Genomic DNA, 16,824 nt, shown 5'->3' on the forward strand with positions numbered 1-16,824 from the left:
ATCAAAAATACGGATGGGGTTTCACTTACACAATCGCTTTTTTGCGTAGCAGTTGCAGGAGTACGGCGAGGCCGAGCACGGCAATGACGATCGTGCCGGTAGACACCACGATCGCGGGGTCGGTACCCGCGGCGGCATCCTGCTTCAGCACAATGCCATAGAAAGCCCAGATACAGGCCAGGCCATAGTAGATATTGTTAAAACGGAGGATCATGAACAGCGCCAGCACCGTGCCCAGGCACATCATGCTCACCGTCCAGGTCAGCCCGGAAAGCCCGAAGCCCGGTATGCCCAGCGATATAAGCAGCACCGTTACATTGGCGATGGTAGCAATGCTGATCCAGCCGAAGTAAACGCCAAAAGGAAAATGAATGAACAGCTTCTCCCGCGGCGAAGCCCCCGAATGCGCAATACGGAAATTACGGTGTATCATGATCAGGCTGACGATGATCACCAGCATGAAGAACATGGACAGGGGCAGCCATTCATAATGCCAGGCAAAAAGCCAGCAGGTATTGCCCAGGCAATTCAGCAGGAACCAGCCCCGCATCCGCCGCACAAAAGCCTCCAGTTCCAGCTCATGGTCCCTGCTGAACGCAAGCCAGAGCTGGTACGCCGCGAAGCCGGCGAGCGCCAGGTAAATAAGGCCCCATATGGAAAAAGTAACACCGGCGGGAACGAACAGGTTGGGGTATTTTTCAGACAGTTCGCCCGCCGTTTTGTTATTCAACCTGCCGGTGGAAGAAAGCACGTTTACAGCTATCACTATCAGCAGTCCCACCACATTGAAGATGATCCGCTGACGGTAGCGGGGAATGTTGATGATTGTTTCCATAGCCATAGTAATTTACGGCTTTCTGTCCGCAAAAACCCCTCCAATTGACAACCGATTTGAAAGGAGTGTAAATTTTTTGCTGCATTTTATATGGATTTTACTATCTTTGTACAGTCCTTAATTAGATTGGCAACCTCAACGGAATAGGACTGTTGTTTGCCAATCCAATTAAGGATTTTTTCTTTATGGCAATATTCCAGCAGCCCGTCCTCTGCAATCCAGCGTAAGATCTCTTTTACATTATCTTTGGGATAGATGCTTCTGATATCATTCACCTCCTGATTTCCTTTTAATTTTTGCGGTTCAAGTGCAACAACAAAGTTGATCCCGCGCTCTTCCATTTCTGTTAGAATTACTTTTATTTCCTGCCGTGTTTTGCTTTGGAATACAGCGATAGGATCGTTTAAATATGCCGGCAGGTGTGCCACTGAAACCAGGGAGAAAGGGTGATTGGCCTGCAATTTCTTATCTACCAGGCGTCTTACCGAAATTTGAAGGGGCAGGTCGGGAATGCCGCAATTGAGAAGGTGTTGACAGGGATTTCCCAATTCCAATGGGGCATAATTGTCATTGGTGCCGCGAAGGATCAGCCTGAGCCTTTCATTATAAGTGTTACAAATATCTCTTATGCTCTGAATATAGGAACCCGGTTCCGGGTTTCCTGCATTTTTGAAACTCTCCATCTTGCTGGATTAACAAACAAAAAATAAAATTTGGGCAAATAACGGGCATTCAACGGAAAACACAAAAAATCTTTAAAGGGATATCATCGCATAAACTACAATTGCTAATTCGTGATGGTTTAATTAACTTCGCGCCCTATGACTATAGAACAATTGAAGGCTATGAGGGACCGTCTGTACGTCCTGGGAGGTTTTCTTTAACGTACAGGACCGCATAGACAAAATCGAAAACGATAAGCAGATGACGCTTGCGCCCGGATTCTGGGACGACAATGAAAGGGCCACTGCTATCCTGAAAGAAATTAAGGTAAATAAATTCTGGGTAGACCTTTATGAGCAGGTAAAGACCGCGATCGAAGACAGCGCGGTGTTGCTTGATTTTCAGAAGGAGGGGGAAGCGACGGAAGAAGAAGTGAATGCGGCTTATGCCCATGCGCTCGATGCGCTGGACGAGCTGGAATTCAAGAGCACGCTGAACCAGCCCGAGGATGAAATGCCTGCTGTATTGACCATCAACTCCGGTGCCGGGGGTACGGAAAGCCAGGACTGGGCAGAAATGCTCCTGCGCATGTACCGCATGTACGGAGAAAAACAGGGATGGAAAGTCAGTGAAATTGACGTGCAGTATGGTGACGGCGCGGGCATCAAGTCCGCCACGCTGGAGTTCGACGGAGAATTTGCCTACGGCTTGCTGAAAGCGGAAAGCGGCGTGCACCGCCTCGTGCGCATCTCGCCGTTCGATTCCAACGCCCGCAGGCATACGTCGTTCGCGTCCGTATTTGTATACCCGCTGGTAGACGATACGATCGAAGTGGCCGTGAACCCCGCGGACCTGGAATGGGAATTTTACCGTTCCGGCGGCAAGGGCGGACAGAACGTGAACAAGGTGGAAACGGCCGTACGGTTGAAGCACATCCCCTCCGGCATCATCATCGAGTGCCAGCAGGCGCGCACACAAGGCGAGAACCGCACCAAAGCGCTCACCATGCTGAAATCACGCCTGTACGAAGAAGAGATCCGCCGGCGCGAAGAACTGAAAAACGCCACCAACGCCAATAAACGCAAGATCGAATGGGGCTCCCAGATACGTTCCTACGTTTTTCATCCTTACAAGATGATCAAGGATCACCGCACAGAGTTTGAAGTAGGCAACGTACAGCCCGTGATGGATGGCGAACTGGACGGCTTTATCAAAGCATACCTGATGATGCAGAAGGAAGACGAGAAAATTCAATAAACACCAAACAACAACAAGATCCAGCCATGCACAATGCTTATTTTAACTTTGCACATCCTGCAAATGAACCCGTCATGAGCTTTGCTCCGGGCTCTCCCGAAAGGGACGCCCTGAAAAAGCAACTGGCTGCGTTCAAAGCAACGGAACAGGACATCCCCATGTATATCGGCGGAAAGGAAGTACGCACCGGCAAAACGGTAGACATCCGTCCCCCGCACGAGATCAAACACAAACTGGGGCATTTCCATGCCGGAGACGCCAGTCATGTTACAGACGCCATCAACGCCGCGCTCGCCGCGCGTCAGCAATGGGCGGACACTCCCTGGGAGCACCGCGCCGCCATTTTCCTGAAAGCCGCCGAGCTGCTGGCCACCAAATACCGCGCGCATACCAATGCCGCCACCATGCTCGGACAGAGCAAGAACGCCTACCAGGCGGAGATCGACAGCGCCTGTGAGCTGATCGACTTCCTGCGTTTCAATGTGCATTATCTCACCGAGATCTACCGGCAGCAGCCCATCAGCTCTCCCGGCGTGCACAACCGCCTGGAATACCGCCCCCTCGAAGGGTTCGTGCTGGCGGTAACCCCCTTCAACTTCTCCGCCATCGGCGGCAACCTGCCCACCTCCGCGGCCATGTGCGGCAACGTGGTGGTATGGAAGCCCGCCAACACGCAGGTGTTCCACGCCAGCTTCTTTATGAAGGTGCTGATGGAAGCCGGCCTGCCTGACGGTGTGATCAACCTCGTATATGCCAGCGGACCCACCATCGGTGATGTGTGCTTTGCACACCCCGACTTCGCGGGTATTCACTTCACCGGCTCCACCGGCGTTTTCCAGACCATGTGGAAGACCATCGGCAACAATATCGCCAGATACAAAACATACCCCCGCATTGTTGGCGAAACCGGCGGCAAGGACTTCGTGATCGCGCATAAATCCGCGGATGTGGACACAGTGGTGACCGCACTGGCGCGTGGCGCTTTCGAATACCAGGGCCAGAAATGCTCCGCCGCTTCCCGCGCTTATCTTCCTTCCAACATCGCGGAAGAGATCAAAACAAAGCTCACCGCCGCGCTGAAAAGCATGAAGATGGGCACAACGGAAGATTTTTCCAACTTCATCAATGCGGTGATCGATGAAAAGTCTTTCGACAAGATCGCCAGTTATATAGATAACGCGAAGAAAGACCCGTCCGCAAAGATCATCGCGGGTGGTAATTACAACAAGTCGGAAGGATATTTCATCGAGCCGACCGTTATAGAAACCACCGACCCGAAATACATCACCATGTGCGAAGAGATCTTCGGACCCGTGCTCAGCATCTACGTGTACGACGCGGAGAAATTCGAAGAAACGCTCGAAGTGGTGGACAGCACCAGCACCTATGCGCTGACCGGCGCGGTACTGGGGCAGGACCGCTATGCTTTGGAGCTGGCGACCACGAAGCTCCGGAATGCGGCGGGCAATTTCTATATTAACGACAAGCCCACAGGAGCCGTAGTAGGGCAGCAGCCTTTCGGCGGCGCGCGGGCATCCGGCACGAACGACAAGGCCGGTTCCCAGCTGAACCTCTACCGCTGGTTAAGCGCCAGAACGGTGAAGGAAACGCTGGTGCCGCCAACAGATTACAGATATCCCTTCCTGCAGGAAGCATAGTATTCCGTAACGTTGAATGAAAAAGAACTTTTCCAGCAAATAGCCGACGGCAATGAACGGGCCTTCCGGGAACTGTTCACCTTATACATGCCCCAGGTATATCCGATGATCTTCCGGATGGTGGAAGACGCGGATATGGCGGAAGACATTCTGCAGGATACATTTTTAAGCGTATGGACGCATCGTGCGAAACTGCCGGGCATCGGCCATCCCCGGGCCTGGCTGCTTCGCATCGCTTACTACAAATCCCTGACCGGCCTGCGTAACCTGAAAACGCACCGGAAGGCCGCCGAAGCCATCTCCGCGGAGCTGCGCGCCCCGCTCACGAACAGCGCAACGGAAGAATCGCTCACCTGTAAAGCCATCGTCCGCCTCGTTCGCCAGGCCGTGGAACAGATGCCTCCCCAGCAACGAAAAGTATACCTGCTCAGCAGGGAAAAAGGATACAACACCCGCGAAATAGCCGGGCTCATGGAACTCTCCGAACAATCCGTAAAGAACACCATGGTCCGCGCCCTGAAATTCATCCGCGCCGCCCTGGAAAAGGCCGGTTATTCACCTTTGTTTGCCGCGGCAATAATATTTTTGAATTATAGGTACTACTTTAGCGTTTGTCAGTCTTTAGTATGAGCGTAATTAATGAATAAAGAGCGGATCATAGCAATCATGGAGCGGGCACACGCCAGGCAGGCTACCGGAGAGGAGCTGCAGGAGCTTGCCGATGCATTGGACCGGGACCCGGATGGTTCGGTCACGGCTTCCATGGAAGAATGGCTGGAGCAGCGCCGGCAGGGCATTGCCCTGCCCGGGGAAGCACGCGCGAATGCGATGATGGCGGAAATTCTGGAAGCCGGCAGGGTCATTGACCAGCCGCAAAGCGGTGCAGCCGAAGCCGTAGACTTGCGGCAACACGGCGCAGCTGGAGCACCCGCAAACATCCATCAGCCCGCCGATGAAGCCCCCGCCAAAATACTCCCGCTTTCCCCCCGCAAACGCTACGGCAGGATCGCCGCCGCTGCCGCCATCTTACTGCTGGCAGGAGCCGCGTATTTCCTCCTCCGCCAACCATCCCCCGCACCACCCGCCATAGTGAGCACCACCCCGGATAAACCGGCCACAGAAGCGCTCCCCGGCGGCAAAAAAGCCCTGCTGACCCTCGCGAACGGCGCCACCGTGGCACTCGACGAACAACATCCGGACACCATCACCCGGCAAGGCAACACCAACATCATCAAAACCAGCGAAGGCCGCCTGGTATATCAGCCCGGCAACGTCACCGCCACCGGCCTTGCGCTGCGCAACAAAGTATCCACCCCCCGCGGCGGGCAATACCAGGTAGACCTGGCGGACGGCACCCGCGTATGGCTCAACGCCGCCTCGTCACTGCAATTCCCGGTAGACTTCAACGGCAGCGAAAGGGTAGTGGAGCTGGAAGGCGAAGCCTATTTTGAAGTAGCGCAGAACAGCCGGCAGCCCTTTATCGTAAAAACAACGCAAACCACCATACAGGTGCTCGGCACCCGCTTCAATATATCCGCCTACAGCGATGAAACATGGCAGAAGACCACGCTGCTGCAGGGAAAAGTACAGGTGCTGGCCGGCGACGCCCGGTACCGGCTGCAACCCGGCCAGCAGGTCATATTCGATAAAAAAGCCGCCGCCGCAAAACTCGTGCGGAACGCCAATACCGAAGAAGCCGTAGCCTGGAAGAACGGGTATTTCCAGTTCAGCGGCGCCGACGCAACCACCCTGCTGCGGGAGATTTCCCGCTGGTACAATATTGAAGTGGTGTTCAACGGCGTACCCACCGGGTATGAACTGAGCGGGAAGATAGACCGGAACATCCGCCTGTCCAGCGTTGTGACCGCCCTGCGTGAAGGCGGCGTGCACTGCACCCTCGAAGGCAACAAGCTCATCGTTACCCAATAAATAATAATCCTCGAAAATTCCTCAAAAAAAGAGGATATTGCTGCTGCATGTAGGAGTATAGGAAAATCACCTTCACATGAGGCGGAATTTTACACGTTTACTTTTTTGTTTACTCTGTTTATCCACTGATGTCTATTCGCAGCGTGTGACACTCGTTTATGAAAATGCGCCGTTGTGCGATATCTTCGCTGCCATCCAGCAACAAAGCGGCTATTCGCTGCTCTACAATAACAAGCTGCTCAAAAATGAAAGACCGGTTACGATCGATGTGAAGAACGTTAGCCTGGAAGATGCGCTGGCGGCCAGTCTGCAACATACGAAACTCACCTGGGTGATCACCGACCGGATCATCGTCATCCGTAAAAAAACAGGGGAGGAGCTGTTACCGGTGCTTGCGAAAATAAGCGGAAAGGTGGTGGACGATACCGGTACACCGTTGCCCGGCGCCAGCATCATGGTCCGGGAACATGGCGCCGGTACGCTGGCGGACAAGGACGGTAACTTCACGCTGAAAAATATACTCCACGGCCCCTGTACCATCGAAGTTTCCTTCATCGGTTTCCGCACCCTGAAAAAAAAGCTGCAGGTTAGCGACAGCGTGTTATTCGTTTCGCTATCGCTGGAAAGGGACGAAAGCAGCCTCGCCGAATTTACAGTCACCGCGCTCGGCATCGCCCGCAAATCCAGGAGCCTCACCTACGCCACCGAAGTAGTGGCCGGCAGCGACCTCACCACCGTCAAGAACACGAACATCCTGAACAGCCTGAGCGGTAAAGTGGCCGGCCTGCAGGTAAACCGCACCTCCGGCGGTGCGGGCGGTTCGGTGAGAATGGTATTGCGCGGCGACAAATCCACCCGCAACAGCCAGCCGCTTTATGTGATAGACGGCCTGCCCGTGTATAACCAGGTAGGCGGCCCCAGCGCGGGGCTGTACAACGAAATTCCCGACGCCGGCGATGTGATCAGCACCCTCAACCCGGACGATATTGAAAGCATCAGCCTGCTGAAAGGCGCCTCCGCATCCGCCTTGTACGGCAGCCAGGGCAGCAACGGCGTAGTGCTCATCACCACAAAAAAAGGAAAGAACGGCGGCGGCCGGATCGATTTTTCCAGCAGCGTTACCGTAGAAAAGGCGAAGATATTACCGAAGCTGCAATACGATTATCTGCAAACCACCCCGCCCACGGAATCATCGCCCGGCAGCGACGAAAGCTGGGGCGCAAAAGGCGCCACGCAGCCGGACAAGGATTATGTAAAGGATTTCTTCCAGACCGGCCTCACCTTCATCAACAGCCTCGGCCTGCAAACCGGCAACGAACATTCCTCCAACTACCTCTCTTATTCCAACACCGATAACAAAGGCATACTGCCCACCAGCCGCTACAAGCAGCATACGCTCAGCTTCCGGCAAAGCAGCAGGCTGCTGAACGGCCGCCTGCACTTCGACGGCACTTTCATCGGCGCCATGCAGCAGGCGCACAACCGCATCAACCCCGGCATCTATTTCAATCCTTTACCCGGACTGTATATGTTCCCGCGCGGACAGAACTTTTCCGATTACAAGCAGTTCGAATATTTTTCTCCCGCCCGTTATCTGTATGCGCAAAACTGGTGGAATATCAACTACGATAAAGACCTTGCCAACGGCGGCGGTTGGGGCGGCCAGGATTACCAGCAGAACCCGTACTGGACGCTGCACCGCAACGCATCAGAGAACCGCAACCAGAACGTGTACGCCGCAGTATCGCTGAAATACATCCTCAACACCTGGCTTTCCGTGCAGGCGCGCGGCAACGTGAGCTACTTTCTCAATGAGTACGAACGCCGCATCCATGCCACCACGCAAGCCACGCTCGCCCGCGCCAACGGCAACTACTTCTCCGGCCGCACCAATAACCGCGCCCTGTACGGCGACCTGCTGCTCACCGGCGAACGGCGCCTTGGCAGCGACTGGGGCGTCAGCTTTACCGCCGGCACCTCCGTGCAGGACCAGCAGGGAAAAGTGACCACCATTGAAGGCTCTCCGTCCGTACCCAACGTCTTCCTCGAATCCGCGCTCGAACGCGCCACGATAGACATCCGCAATACCGCCACCAACCGCCAGCTGCAATCCGTATTCGGCAGCCTGCAATTCAGCTACCGGGACAAGCTGTACTTCGATCTGTCCGACCGCCACGACTGGTCTTCCACACTGGCTTTCACCACTACGGAAGGCCGCGGGTACAACTATTATTCCGCCGGCCTCAGCGCCATGCTGCATGAATGGATACAGCTGCCGCCGTTCATCAACATGGCGAAAGTGCGCGCGTCCTACGCCATCGTGGGAAACGATATTGCGCCCTTCAGCACCTATCCGCTGTATACGTTCCTCGGCGGCGGCGTGTCCAGCCCGCCGGTCAGCCGGCCGGTGGTGGGCGTGCCGGGCATTGAGCTGCAGCCGGAACGCAACAAGTCATTAGAGATCGGCACCCACTGGAAGCTGTTCGACAACCGGCTTTCGCTGGACGTGACCTGGTACAAATCCAATATCATTCACCAGTATTTCAGCGGCGTAAGCCTGCTGGCCGGTCCCGGTACACTGGCGGACATCAATGCCGGCAACATCCAGAACAAAGGGTTGGAGATCATGCTCAGCGGCAAGCTGATAGACCGGCCGGACTGGAACTGGACCAGCACGCTGAATTTCTATCATAACAGCAACCGCGTGATAGAGCTGTTCGATTATGGAGTGGTAGATTATGCGTCCAACCAGCAATACCGCTTAACCGGCGGATCAGGGGCGGAAGACGGCATCCTGAAAAAAGGCGGCGCCTACGGCGATATATACGGCAGAGGCTTTCGCCGGGACGAGCAGGGAAGGATCGTCATCAATTCCGCCACGGGCATCCCTTATTATGAGAACGGGCAATATCTCGGCAACCCCAATCCCCGTATTTCCGTGGGCCTGAAGCAGGACCTGCGCTTCCGTGATTTTTCTTTCAGCTTTCTGATCGATGGAAAATTCGGCGGCAAGGTGCTGAGCTTCACCAATGCCTTCCTCGATCAGATGGGCGTGAGCGCTGAAACCGGGCGGCTGCGCGACGAAGGCGGTTATATGACGATAGAAAATGCGGTGGACGAGAACGGGCACCCCTGGCAGCAAAAAACCCCGGCGCGGGAATATTTTGCGCAAACCAGCGGCAAAACGCCGGTAATGGAACAATATATGTACAGCGCCACGGCCATCCGCCTGCGGGAAATATCCTTTTCCTGCAAGCTGCCCTTCCGGCGGCCGGCATTACAGCAGCTTCAGGTCGGCCTCACCGGCAGCAATCTTTTCTTCTTTTTACTCGATGCGCCTTTTGACCCCGAACAGGTAGCAGGCGTAAACCCCGTAGGCGTGGGCGTGGATGTATTCGGCCTGCCCATGAGCAGCAGCATGGGCATTACGCTGAAGTACACGCACTGATTTTTTTTGAAAAAACAATAGGTACCTCTGTTTTATCAGCGAGTCTTTACTACAAATAAGGTCCACGTGTCTATGATCATTGTTCAACCAAAAATCTAACGTATGATGCGTTTATTGTTTTCTGTTGTATTACTCTTCCTATCCCTGCCCATGATGGCCCAGACGCGCCAGGTAAAAGGCGTGGTCAAAGACAGCACCGGCTCGCCGCTGATCGGGGCCACCGTACGTGTGCAGGGTACAGGTACCGGCACTATCGCCAACGAAGAAGGCCGGTTTACGCTTGCCGTTCCCGCGGGAACAGTGACCCTTGAAGTATCTTCCGCGGGATTCGCCACGAGGCGGATCAGCGTTGGCGCATCCGACGCGGAAGTATCGGTGGTATTGGACCCCGACGTGCAGCAGCTCGAAGGCGTAGTGGTTACCGCCCTCGGCATCACGCGCAAAGCGCGCAGCCTTACATATTCCATGCAGTCCGTTTCCGGCAGCGACCTCACTACAGTAAAGAACACCAACGTGCTGAACAGCCTCAACGGCAAGGTAGCCGGCGTACAGGTGAACCGCACCTCCGGCGGTGCGGGCGGTTCCGTGAGAATGGTTTTGCGCGGCGATAAATCCACCCGCAACAGCCAGCCGCTTTATGTAATAGACGGCCTGCCGATCATCAACCAGATCGGCGGTCCCGATGCCGGCCTTTATAACAACGCCCCCGATGCGGGCGACATCATGAGCACGCTCAACCCTGACGACATCGAAAGCATCAACCTGCTGAAAGGCGCCTCCGCCTCCGCATTGTACGGCAGCCAGGGCAGTAACGGCGTAGTGCTCATCACCACAAGAAAAGGAAAGAACGGCATCAGCAAGATCGACTTTTCCAGCAGCATGACGGTGGACCGTGTGAACGTACTGCCGGAGCTGCAGCATGACTACCAGCAAACGACCGCGCCCACCGCATCAGCGCCCGGCAGCGACGACAGCTGGGGCGCAAAAGGCGCTACGCAGCCGGACAAGGATTATGTAAAGGATTTCTTTCAGACCGGCCTTACCTTCATCAACAGCCTCAGCTTTCAAACCGGCAACGAAAGATCATCCAACTACCTTTCCTATTCCAATACGGACAATAAGGGCGTACTGCCCACCAGCAGCTACAAGCAGCATACGCTCAGCTTCCGGCAAAGCAGCAAGCTGCTGAACGACCGCCTGATCTTCGACGGTACGTTCATGGGCTCCCTGCAAAAGGCGCACAACCGCCTCACGCCGGGCATCTACTTCAACCCGCTGACCGGCTTGTACCTGTTCCCACGCGGGCAGAACTTCGACGATTACAAACAATACGAATATTTTTCACCCGCCCGTTACCTGTACGCGCAGAACTGGTGGAACATCAATTACGATAAAGACCTTGCCAACGGAGGCGGTTGGGGCGGCCAGGATTACCAGCAGAATCCGTACTGGACGCTGCACCGTAATCCTGCCGACAACCGCAACCAGAACGTTTACGGCGCGGTATCGCTCAAATACCTGCTGAACGACTGGCTGGTATTGCAGACACGCGGCAACATCAGTCATTTCATCAATGAATATGAACGGCACATGTTCGCCACCACACAATCCACCCTTGCCCGCGCCAACGGCAACCTGTTCAGCAGCCGCAGCACCAGCCGCTCGCTGTATGGCGACCTGCTGCTGACCGGCGAGCGGAAGATCGGCGGCGACTGGGGCATCGGCTTTACCGCGGGTACCTCCATACAGGACCAGCAGGCGAAGACCATCACCGTAGCCGGTTCGCCCACCGTTCCCAACGTTTTCCTGGAATCCGCGCTGGACAAAGCCAACATCGATATCCGTAATACCACGGAAGGCAGTCCCACCGCCCACCGCCAGCTGCAATCCCTGTTCGGCAGCCTGCAATTCAACTACAAGGAAATGCTGTTCCTCGACCTGGCGGACCGCCACGACTGGTCGTCCACACTCGCTTTCACGCCCACGGAAAAACGCGGCTACAATTACTATTCCGTTGGCCTGAGCGCCGTGCTGAACGACATCTTCCGCTTGCCCGCGGCCGTGAACCTCGCCAAGCTGCGGGCTTCCTACGCCGTAGTAGGGAACGACGTAGCAGCCAACAGCACTTATCCGTTGTACACCTTCACCACCGGCGGCGTATCCAATCCTCCCGCCAGCCAGCCCGCGCCGGATTCGCTGGGCCTCGGCCTCAAGCCGGAGCGCAACAAATCCATCGAGATCGGTACACAGTGGAGCCTGCTTAATAACCGTTTGTCCGTTGACGTTACCTGGTACAAATCCAACATCATTCACCAGTACTTCAGCGGCATAGACCTGCTGATCGGCACCAGCACCAAAGGCGACATCAACGCCGGCAACATCCAGAATACGGGTATAGAAGCATCAGTATCCTACCAGGTGTTCAATAACAGCAAATTCAACTGGACGAGCACGGTGAATTTCTCCCGGAACAAGAACAGGATCGTGGAGCTGTTTGACCCCGCCATCGTAAAAGGCGCCAATGCTGCATCGATCTACAAACTGAAAAGCAGCGGCGAATATACCGCGCTGAAGCTGGACGGTTCCTTCGGCGACTTCTACGGCCGCACCTTCCAGCGCGACCCGCAGGGCAGGGTAGTGGTGAACAGCACCACGCATCTGCCGGTGCTGATAGACAGCCTGTTCGGCAATCCCAATCCGAAATTCATACTGGGCTGGAACAACACTTTCTCCATTGGTAATGTATATATCGGTATGCTGATAGATGGTAAATTTGGTGGAAAGGTGTTCAGCATCACAGAAGGATATCTTGACCAGCTCGGCGTGAGCAAACGCACTGGTGAAGCGCGTGACAACGGCGGCACCGTGAACATCGCCAATGCGGTGGACGAGAACGGCCATGCATGGAGCGGTACCGTAGACGCGCAGACCTATTACAAGCACATCGGCGGCAAAACGCCGGCGGGTGCTGCGTACATCTTCGACGCCACGGCTATCCGCCTCCGGGAACTGTCCGTTGCCTGGAAGCTGCCGCTGAAAGGGAACGCGGTGAAAGATCTCCGCCTTGGCCTGATCGGCAACAACCTGTTCTTCTTCAAGCGCGAAGCGCCGTTTGATCCCGAACAGGTGGCAGGCGTGAACGCCGGCGGCGTAGGCATCGACGCATTCGGCCTGCCGGCTACCCGGAGCATTGGTATGAACCTGAAATGCTCCTTCTGAGACACCCATTTTTTATGACCAATTGTATGAATATATGAACAAGCATAAAAAACTTCCGTTGCTGATAGCCGCCTGCCTGCTGATGACAACGGCCTGCACCGATAATTTCAAGGATATCAACACCAATCCCGCGGGCGTGAAGCCCGATGTGTTCCTGGCGGATTTCAAGGCGCTGGCGCTTCCGCTGCAGAACGCGCAACGCAGCTTCCACCATTACATCAACTGGGAATACCAGCTGCAGCGCAACCTGAACTCTGACATCTACAGCGGCTACATGATGACGCCCACACCGTTCAACGGCGGCAACAACAACAGCAACTACTTCATGATGGACGGCTGGAACGAATGGATACTGAATATTGCATACGACGGCGTGATGCAGGGCGTGGCGGACTACGAGAAGTTCAAGCCGGAATATGAAGGCATCGACTTCAACGATACCGACGCGCTCGGGCTGGTACTGAAGGTGATGGAAATGCACAAGGTGGCAGACATCTTCGGGCCGCTGATCTACACGAAATACAGCAAGCCGAACGCCGACCTGTCCATTGATTTTGACTCGCAGCAAAACGGATTCAAAGCATTTTTTGCAGACCTGGACGTAGCGGTGGAAAAACTGAAACCCTATGTCAGCGGTACAAAAACAGTGACCAGTGCATTCAAGAACGCAGACCTCATCTACGGCGGAGATCCCGAAAAATGGCTGAAGCTCGCCAACACGCTTCGTTTACGGCTGGCGTTGCGGATCGTTTACGCAGACGCCACGCTGGCGAAAACAGAAGGAGAGAAGGCGTTAGATCCCGCCAACGGCGGATTGCTGGAAGAGAATGCGGACAACGCCCTCGTGGATTACGGATCTGAAAGCCCCATCGTGGTGATCATTGAAGACTGGAGCGACATCCGTACGGGTGCGCCCCTGGCTTCATTGCTCCAGGGCTACGGCGACCCGCGCATCACCCGGTACATGACCCCGGCGTCTGACGCCGCTGTGAGCGGGCAGTTCATCGGCATCCGCAACGGCGTGGCCATTGATGACAAATCACGGTACTCCGGCTATTCCAAACCCATCGCCTCGGCCGCGTCTGCCAATTACTTCGACCGGCTGAAAGCCAAAGCCAAGGTGATGACCGCGGCGGAAGCCTGGTTCCTGAAAGCGGAAGCCGCACTGCGGAGCTGGGCCAATGCGGGAGAAGCGAAGATCAACTATGAAACGGGCGTAGAAAAGTCGTTTGAAGAATGGGGTGCAGGGCCGGCCACTGCTTATCTGCAGAACAGCACTGCCACCGCCGCGCCATATGTTGATCCCAAATCGATGGTAGCCAACGCGAACAACGTTCCCGCCGGCAACGCCAACCTCAGCACCATTACCATTCAATGGAACCCCGCTGATACAGATGAAAGAAAGCTGGAAAGGATCATCACGCAGAAATGGATCGCGCTGTACCCGGACGGCCAGGAAGCCTGGACGGAATTCCGGCGCACCGGCTACCCCAAGCTCTTCCCCGTGGTGGTGAACAACAGCAACGGCACGATCTCCGGTTTCATCAACCGCCTGCCCATTCCTTCCAAATTCAGGAACAGTAACCAGGGTGGATATACGAAAGCGCTCACGATGCTCGACGGCCCCGATAACGGCGGCACGAAAGTATGGTGGGATAAAAAATAATTTCTTTCACAAGGTCACAACAAAAGATCGCCTCCGGTTCTCCGGAGGCGATGCTGTTTTACATTTTCTTCACTGCTGCGATCGCTTCTTCCACATGCTGTTCGGCCTTGGTCATCGAGTTGAACTGATGCACCACTACGCCGTTTTTATCCAGCACATAAGTTACCCTGCCGGGCATCATCATCGTTTTCGGTACGCCAAAAAGCTTGCGTACTTTATTGTCCTCATCGCTGAGCAAGGTGAACGGCAGTTTGTATTTCTCCGCAAATTTCTTGTGAGAGGCCACATCGTCAGCGCTGATGCCTACCACCTGCACGCCTTCATCCTTGAATTGCTCGAAGGAATCGCGGAAGGAACAAGCCTCCTTGGTGCAGCCGGGCGTATCGTCTTTCGGATAGAAATAAACAACCACAGGCCCTTTGGCCAGCGCGTCGGACAGCTTGAAATTCCGTCCGTCCTGGTCTTTCAGCTCAAAGTCCGGCACCTTGGTGCCGTTGGCGACCTGTGACTTCGCGGAAGCCCCAAAGCCGAATATGGCTAATGTCAGCAGCATGGTTCGTATGATTTTCATGATGGAAAATTTTCTTTACCAAAGCTACAAAAGGCGGCTCATACCGAAATGTTAAAACATATCCTTATTTTTGACCTCTAAATCCCGTTTGTTTTGAAATCTATTTTAACGGACCGGCAACTGGCAATCACGATCGACAGGCTCAGTCATCAGCTGATAGAAAACCATCTGAATTTTTCGGATACGGTGCTGATCGGTTTGCAGCCGCGCGGCATTTACCTGTCAGACAGGATACATCGCAATCTGCAAACCTTGCTGCCGGGCGTGCAAATTCCTTATGGCCGGCTTGACATTACGTTTTACCGTGACGATTACAAAAGCGGGAAGGGCTTGCAGGCGCCGGATGAAACGGATATTGAATTTTCGCTGGAGAATAAAAAAGTGGTGCTGATCGATGATGTGTTGTATACCGGCAGAACGATCCGCTCCGCGATGGACGCGATGCTGGACTTCGGGCGCCCCGCCGCTGTGGAGCTGCTGGTGCTGATCGACAGGCGCTTCAGCCGCGAGCTGCCCATACAGCCGGATTATACGGGAAGGACCATCGACGCCATCATTACCGAACGGGTAAAAGTTCTCTGGAAAGAAAGGGACGGGAAAGATGAAGTTGTGTTGATAGCATAAACCTCTTATATTTGCACCTTAGAATGTCACTGTCTGTTAAACATCTTCTGGGTATTCGCGATCTGACGCGTCAGGATATAGAGCTCATCTTTCAAACGGCCGATCAATTAAAGGAAGTTTTACAACGGCCTATCAAGAAAGTTCCCACATTAAGAGATACCACCATCGTCAATGTATTTTTCGAAAACTCCACGCGCACGCGCATCTCTTTTGAGCTGGCGGAAAAGCGGCTTGGGGCGGACGTGGTGAATTTCTCGGCTTCGGGTTCTTCCGTATCCAAGGGCGAAACGCTCATCGATACGGTGAACAACATCCTGTCCATGAAAGTGGACATGGTGGTGATGCGGCACTCCGCCAGCGGCGCGCCGCACTTCCTAGCCAAGCACATCCAGGTGCCCATCGTGAACGCCGGCGACGGCATCAACGAACATCCCACCCAGGCGTTGCTGGACGCTTTCTCCATTCGTGAAAAGCTCGGTAGCGTGGAAGGTAAGAAAATAGCCATCTGTGGAGATATCATGCATTCCCGCGTGGCGCTCTCCAACATTTACTGCCTGAAAAAGCTCGGCGCCGAAGTAACAGTCGTAGGTCCCCCCACGCTGATCCCCAAGCACATCGGCCCCGCACTCGGCGTAAATGTAAGTTATGACATCCGCGAAACGCTCGCCTGGGCAGATGTGGCGAATGTGCTGCGCATCCAGTTGGAACGCCAGAACATGCCGCTCTTCTCCTCCCTCCGCGAATATTCCCTTGCATACGGCGTTAACCGCAAGCTGCTGGACAGCCTTCAGAAAGACATCGTGATCATGCATCCCGGTCCCATTAACCGCGGCGTGGAACTGAGTTCCGACGTAGCGGACTCCGGCCAGTCCATCATACTGGACCAGGTGGAGAACGGCGTGGCTACCCGTATGGCCGTGCTGTACCTGCTGGCAAGAAAAGAAGCCTGATCAC

Annotated in this window: 12 protein-coding genes; 9 read left to right on the top strand and 3 right to left on the bottom strand. The window is 54.9% G+C overall.

What is annotated here, in order from left to right:
• Positions 1 to 25: 25 nt before the first annotated feature.
• Positions 26 to 835: a TspO-related membrane protein gene (locus CCY01nite_RS24695; protein WP_146867237.1), complete on the bottom strand. Its 810-nt coding sequence runs from the start codon at positions 833 to 835 to the stop codon at positions 26 to 28.
• Positions 836 to 921: 86 nt separating this feature from the next.
• Positions 922 to 1,518, bottom strand: a complete 597-nt coding sequence (locus CCY01nite_RS24700; protein ID WP_146867238.1) for a MuF-C-terminal domain-containing protein — start codon at positions 1,516 to 1,518, stop codon at positions 922 to 924.
• Positions 1,519 to 1,656: 138 nt separating this feature from the next.
• Here CCY01nite_RS24700 and prfB point away from each other — a divergent pair.
• The 7 genes from prfB (at position 1,657) to CCY01nite_RS24735 (ending at position 14,675) form a co-directional block, all read left to right on the top strand.
• Positions 1,657 to 2,755, top strand: a protein-coding gene (gene prfB, locus CCY01nite_RS24705; RefSeq protein ID WP_146867239.1) for a peptide chain release factor 2 whose coding sequence is annotated in 2 segments (ribosomal slippage) — positions 1,657 to 1,716 and positions 1,718 to 2,755 — 1,098 coding nt in all. Because the reading frame shifts where the segments join, the coding sequence is not laid out codon by codon here.
• Positions 2,756 to 2,781: 26 nt separating this feature from the next.
• Positions 2,782 to 4,413, top strand: coding sequence for an L-glutamate gamma-semialdehyde dehydrogenase (gene pruA / locus CCY01nite_RS24710; protein ID WP_146867240.1), 1,632 nt, complete (start codon positions 2,782 to 2,784; stop codon positions 4,411 to 4,413).
• 12 nt (positions 4,414 to 4,425) lie between these two features.
• A complete protein-coding gene (locus tag CCY01nite_RS24715; protein ID WP_146867241.1) occupies positions 4,426 to 5,043 on the top strand; it encodes an RNA polymerase sigma factor in 618 nt (205 codons plus the stop codon).
• A gap of 36 nt (positions 5,044 to 5,079) precedes the next feature.
• Entirely contained in the window at positions 5,080 to 6,342 is a 1,263-nt protein-coding gene (locus CCY01nite_RS24720) for a FecR family protein (RefSeq protein ID WP_186831248.1), read from the top strand.
• A 145-nt stretch (positions 6,343 to 6,487) separates the two neighbouring features.
• The gene (locus CCY01nite_RS24725) at positions 6,488 to 9,790 is read left to right on the top strand and encodes a SusC/RagA family TonB-linked outer membrane protein (protein WP_186831249.1); all 3,303 of its coding nucleotides are present in this window, start codon (positions 6,488 to 6,490) and stop codon (positions 9,788 to 9,790) included.
• A gap of 102 nt (positions 9,791 to 9,892) precedes the next feature.
• Positions 9,893 to 13,009, top strand: coding sequence for a SusC/RagA family TonB-linked outer membrane protein (locus CCY01nite_RS24730; RefSeq protein ID WP_146867244.1), 3,117 nt, complete (start codon positions 9,893 to 9,895; stop codon positions 13,007 to 13,009).
• A gap of 34 nt (positions 13,010 to 13,043) precedes the next feature.
• A complete protein-coding gene (locus CCY01nite_RS24735; RefSeq protein ID WP_146867245.1) occupies positions 13,044 to 14,675 on the top strand; it encodes a SusD/RagB family nutrient-binding outer membrane lipoprotein in 1,632 nt (543 codons plus the stop codon).
• A 58-nt stretch (positions 14,676 to 14,733) separates the two neighbouring features.
• Here CCY01nite_RS24735 and CCY01nite_RS24740 read toward each other — a convergent pair whose 3' ends face one another.
• Complete coding sequence (locus CCY01nite_RS24740) at positions 14,734 to 15,246, bottom strand: peroxiredoxin (protein WP_246130041.1); 513 nt, start codon at positions 15,244 to 15,246, stop codon at positions 14,734 to 14,736.
• 93 nt (positions 15,247 to 15,339) lie between these two features.
• On the opposite strand from CCY01nite_RS24740, the gene pyrR reads away from it, so the two are divergent.
• A complete protein-coding gene (gene pyrR / locus CCY01nite_RS24745; protein ID WP_146867246.1) occupies positions 15,340 to 15,870 on the top strand; it encodes a bifunctional pyr operon transcriptional regulator/uracil phosphoribosyltransferase PyrR in 531 nt (176 codons plus the stop codon).
• 23 nt (positions 15,871 to 15,893) lie between these two features.
• A complete protein-coding gene (locus CCY01nite_RS24750) occupies positions 15,894 to 16,820 on the top strand; it encodes an aspartate carbamoyltransferase catalytic subunit (RefSeq protein ID WP_146867247.1) in 927 nt (308 codons plus the stop codon).
• The last annotated feature ends 4 nt before the right edge of the window (positions 16,821 to 16,824 follow it).

The organism is Chitinophaga cymbidii (assembly GCF_007992715.1).
GTDB classification, from domain to species: Bacteria; Bacteroidota; Bacteroidia; order Chitinophagales; family Chitinophagaceae; genus Chitinophaga; species Chitinophaga cymbidii.

Coding starts and splice junctions, on each gene's coding strand:
- CCY01nite_RS24695 (WP_146867237.1), bottom strand. CDS start 835: ATGGAAACAATCATCAACATTCCCCGCTACCGTCAGCGGATCATCTTC.
- CCY01nite_RS24700 (WP_146867238.1), bottom strand. CDS start 1,518: ATGGAGAGTTTCAAAAATGCAGGAAACCCGGAACCGGGTTCCTATATT.
- pruA (WP_146867240.1), top strand. CDS start 2,782: ATGCACAATGCTTATTTTAACTTTGCACATCCTGCAAATGAACCCGTC.
- CCY01nite_RS24720 (WP_186831248.1), top strand. CDS start 5,080: ATGGAGCGGGCACACGCCAGGCAGGCTACCGGAGAGGAGCTGCAGGAG.
- CCY01nite_RS24730 (WP_146867244.1), top strand. CDS start 9,893: ATGATGCGTTTATTGTTTTCTGTTGTATTACTCTTCCTATCCCTGCCC.
- CCY01nite_RS24735 (WP_146867245.1), top strand. CDS start 13,044: ATGAACAAGCATAAAAAACTTCCGTTGCTGATAGCCGCCTGCCTGCTG.
- CCY01nite_RS24740 (WP_246130041.1), bottom strand. CDS start 15,246: ATGAAAATCATACGAACCATGCTGCTGACATTAGCCATATTCGGCTTT.
- CCY01nite_RS24750 (WP_146867247.1), top strand. CDS start 15,894: ATGTCACTGTCTGTTAAACATCTTCTGGGTATTCGCGATCTGACGCGT.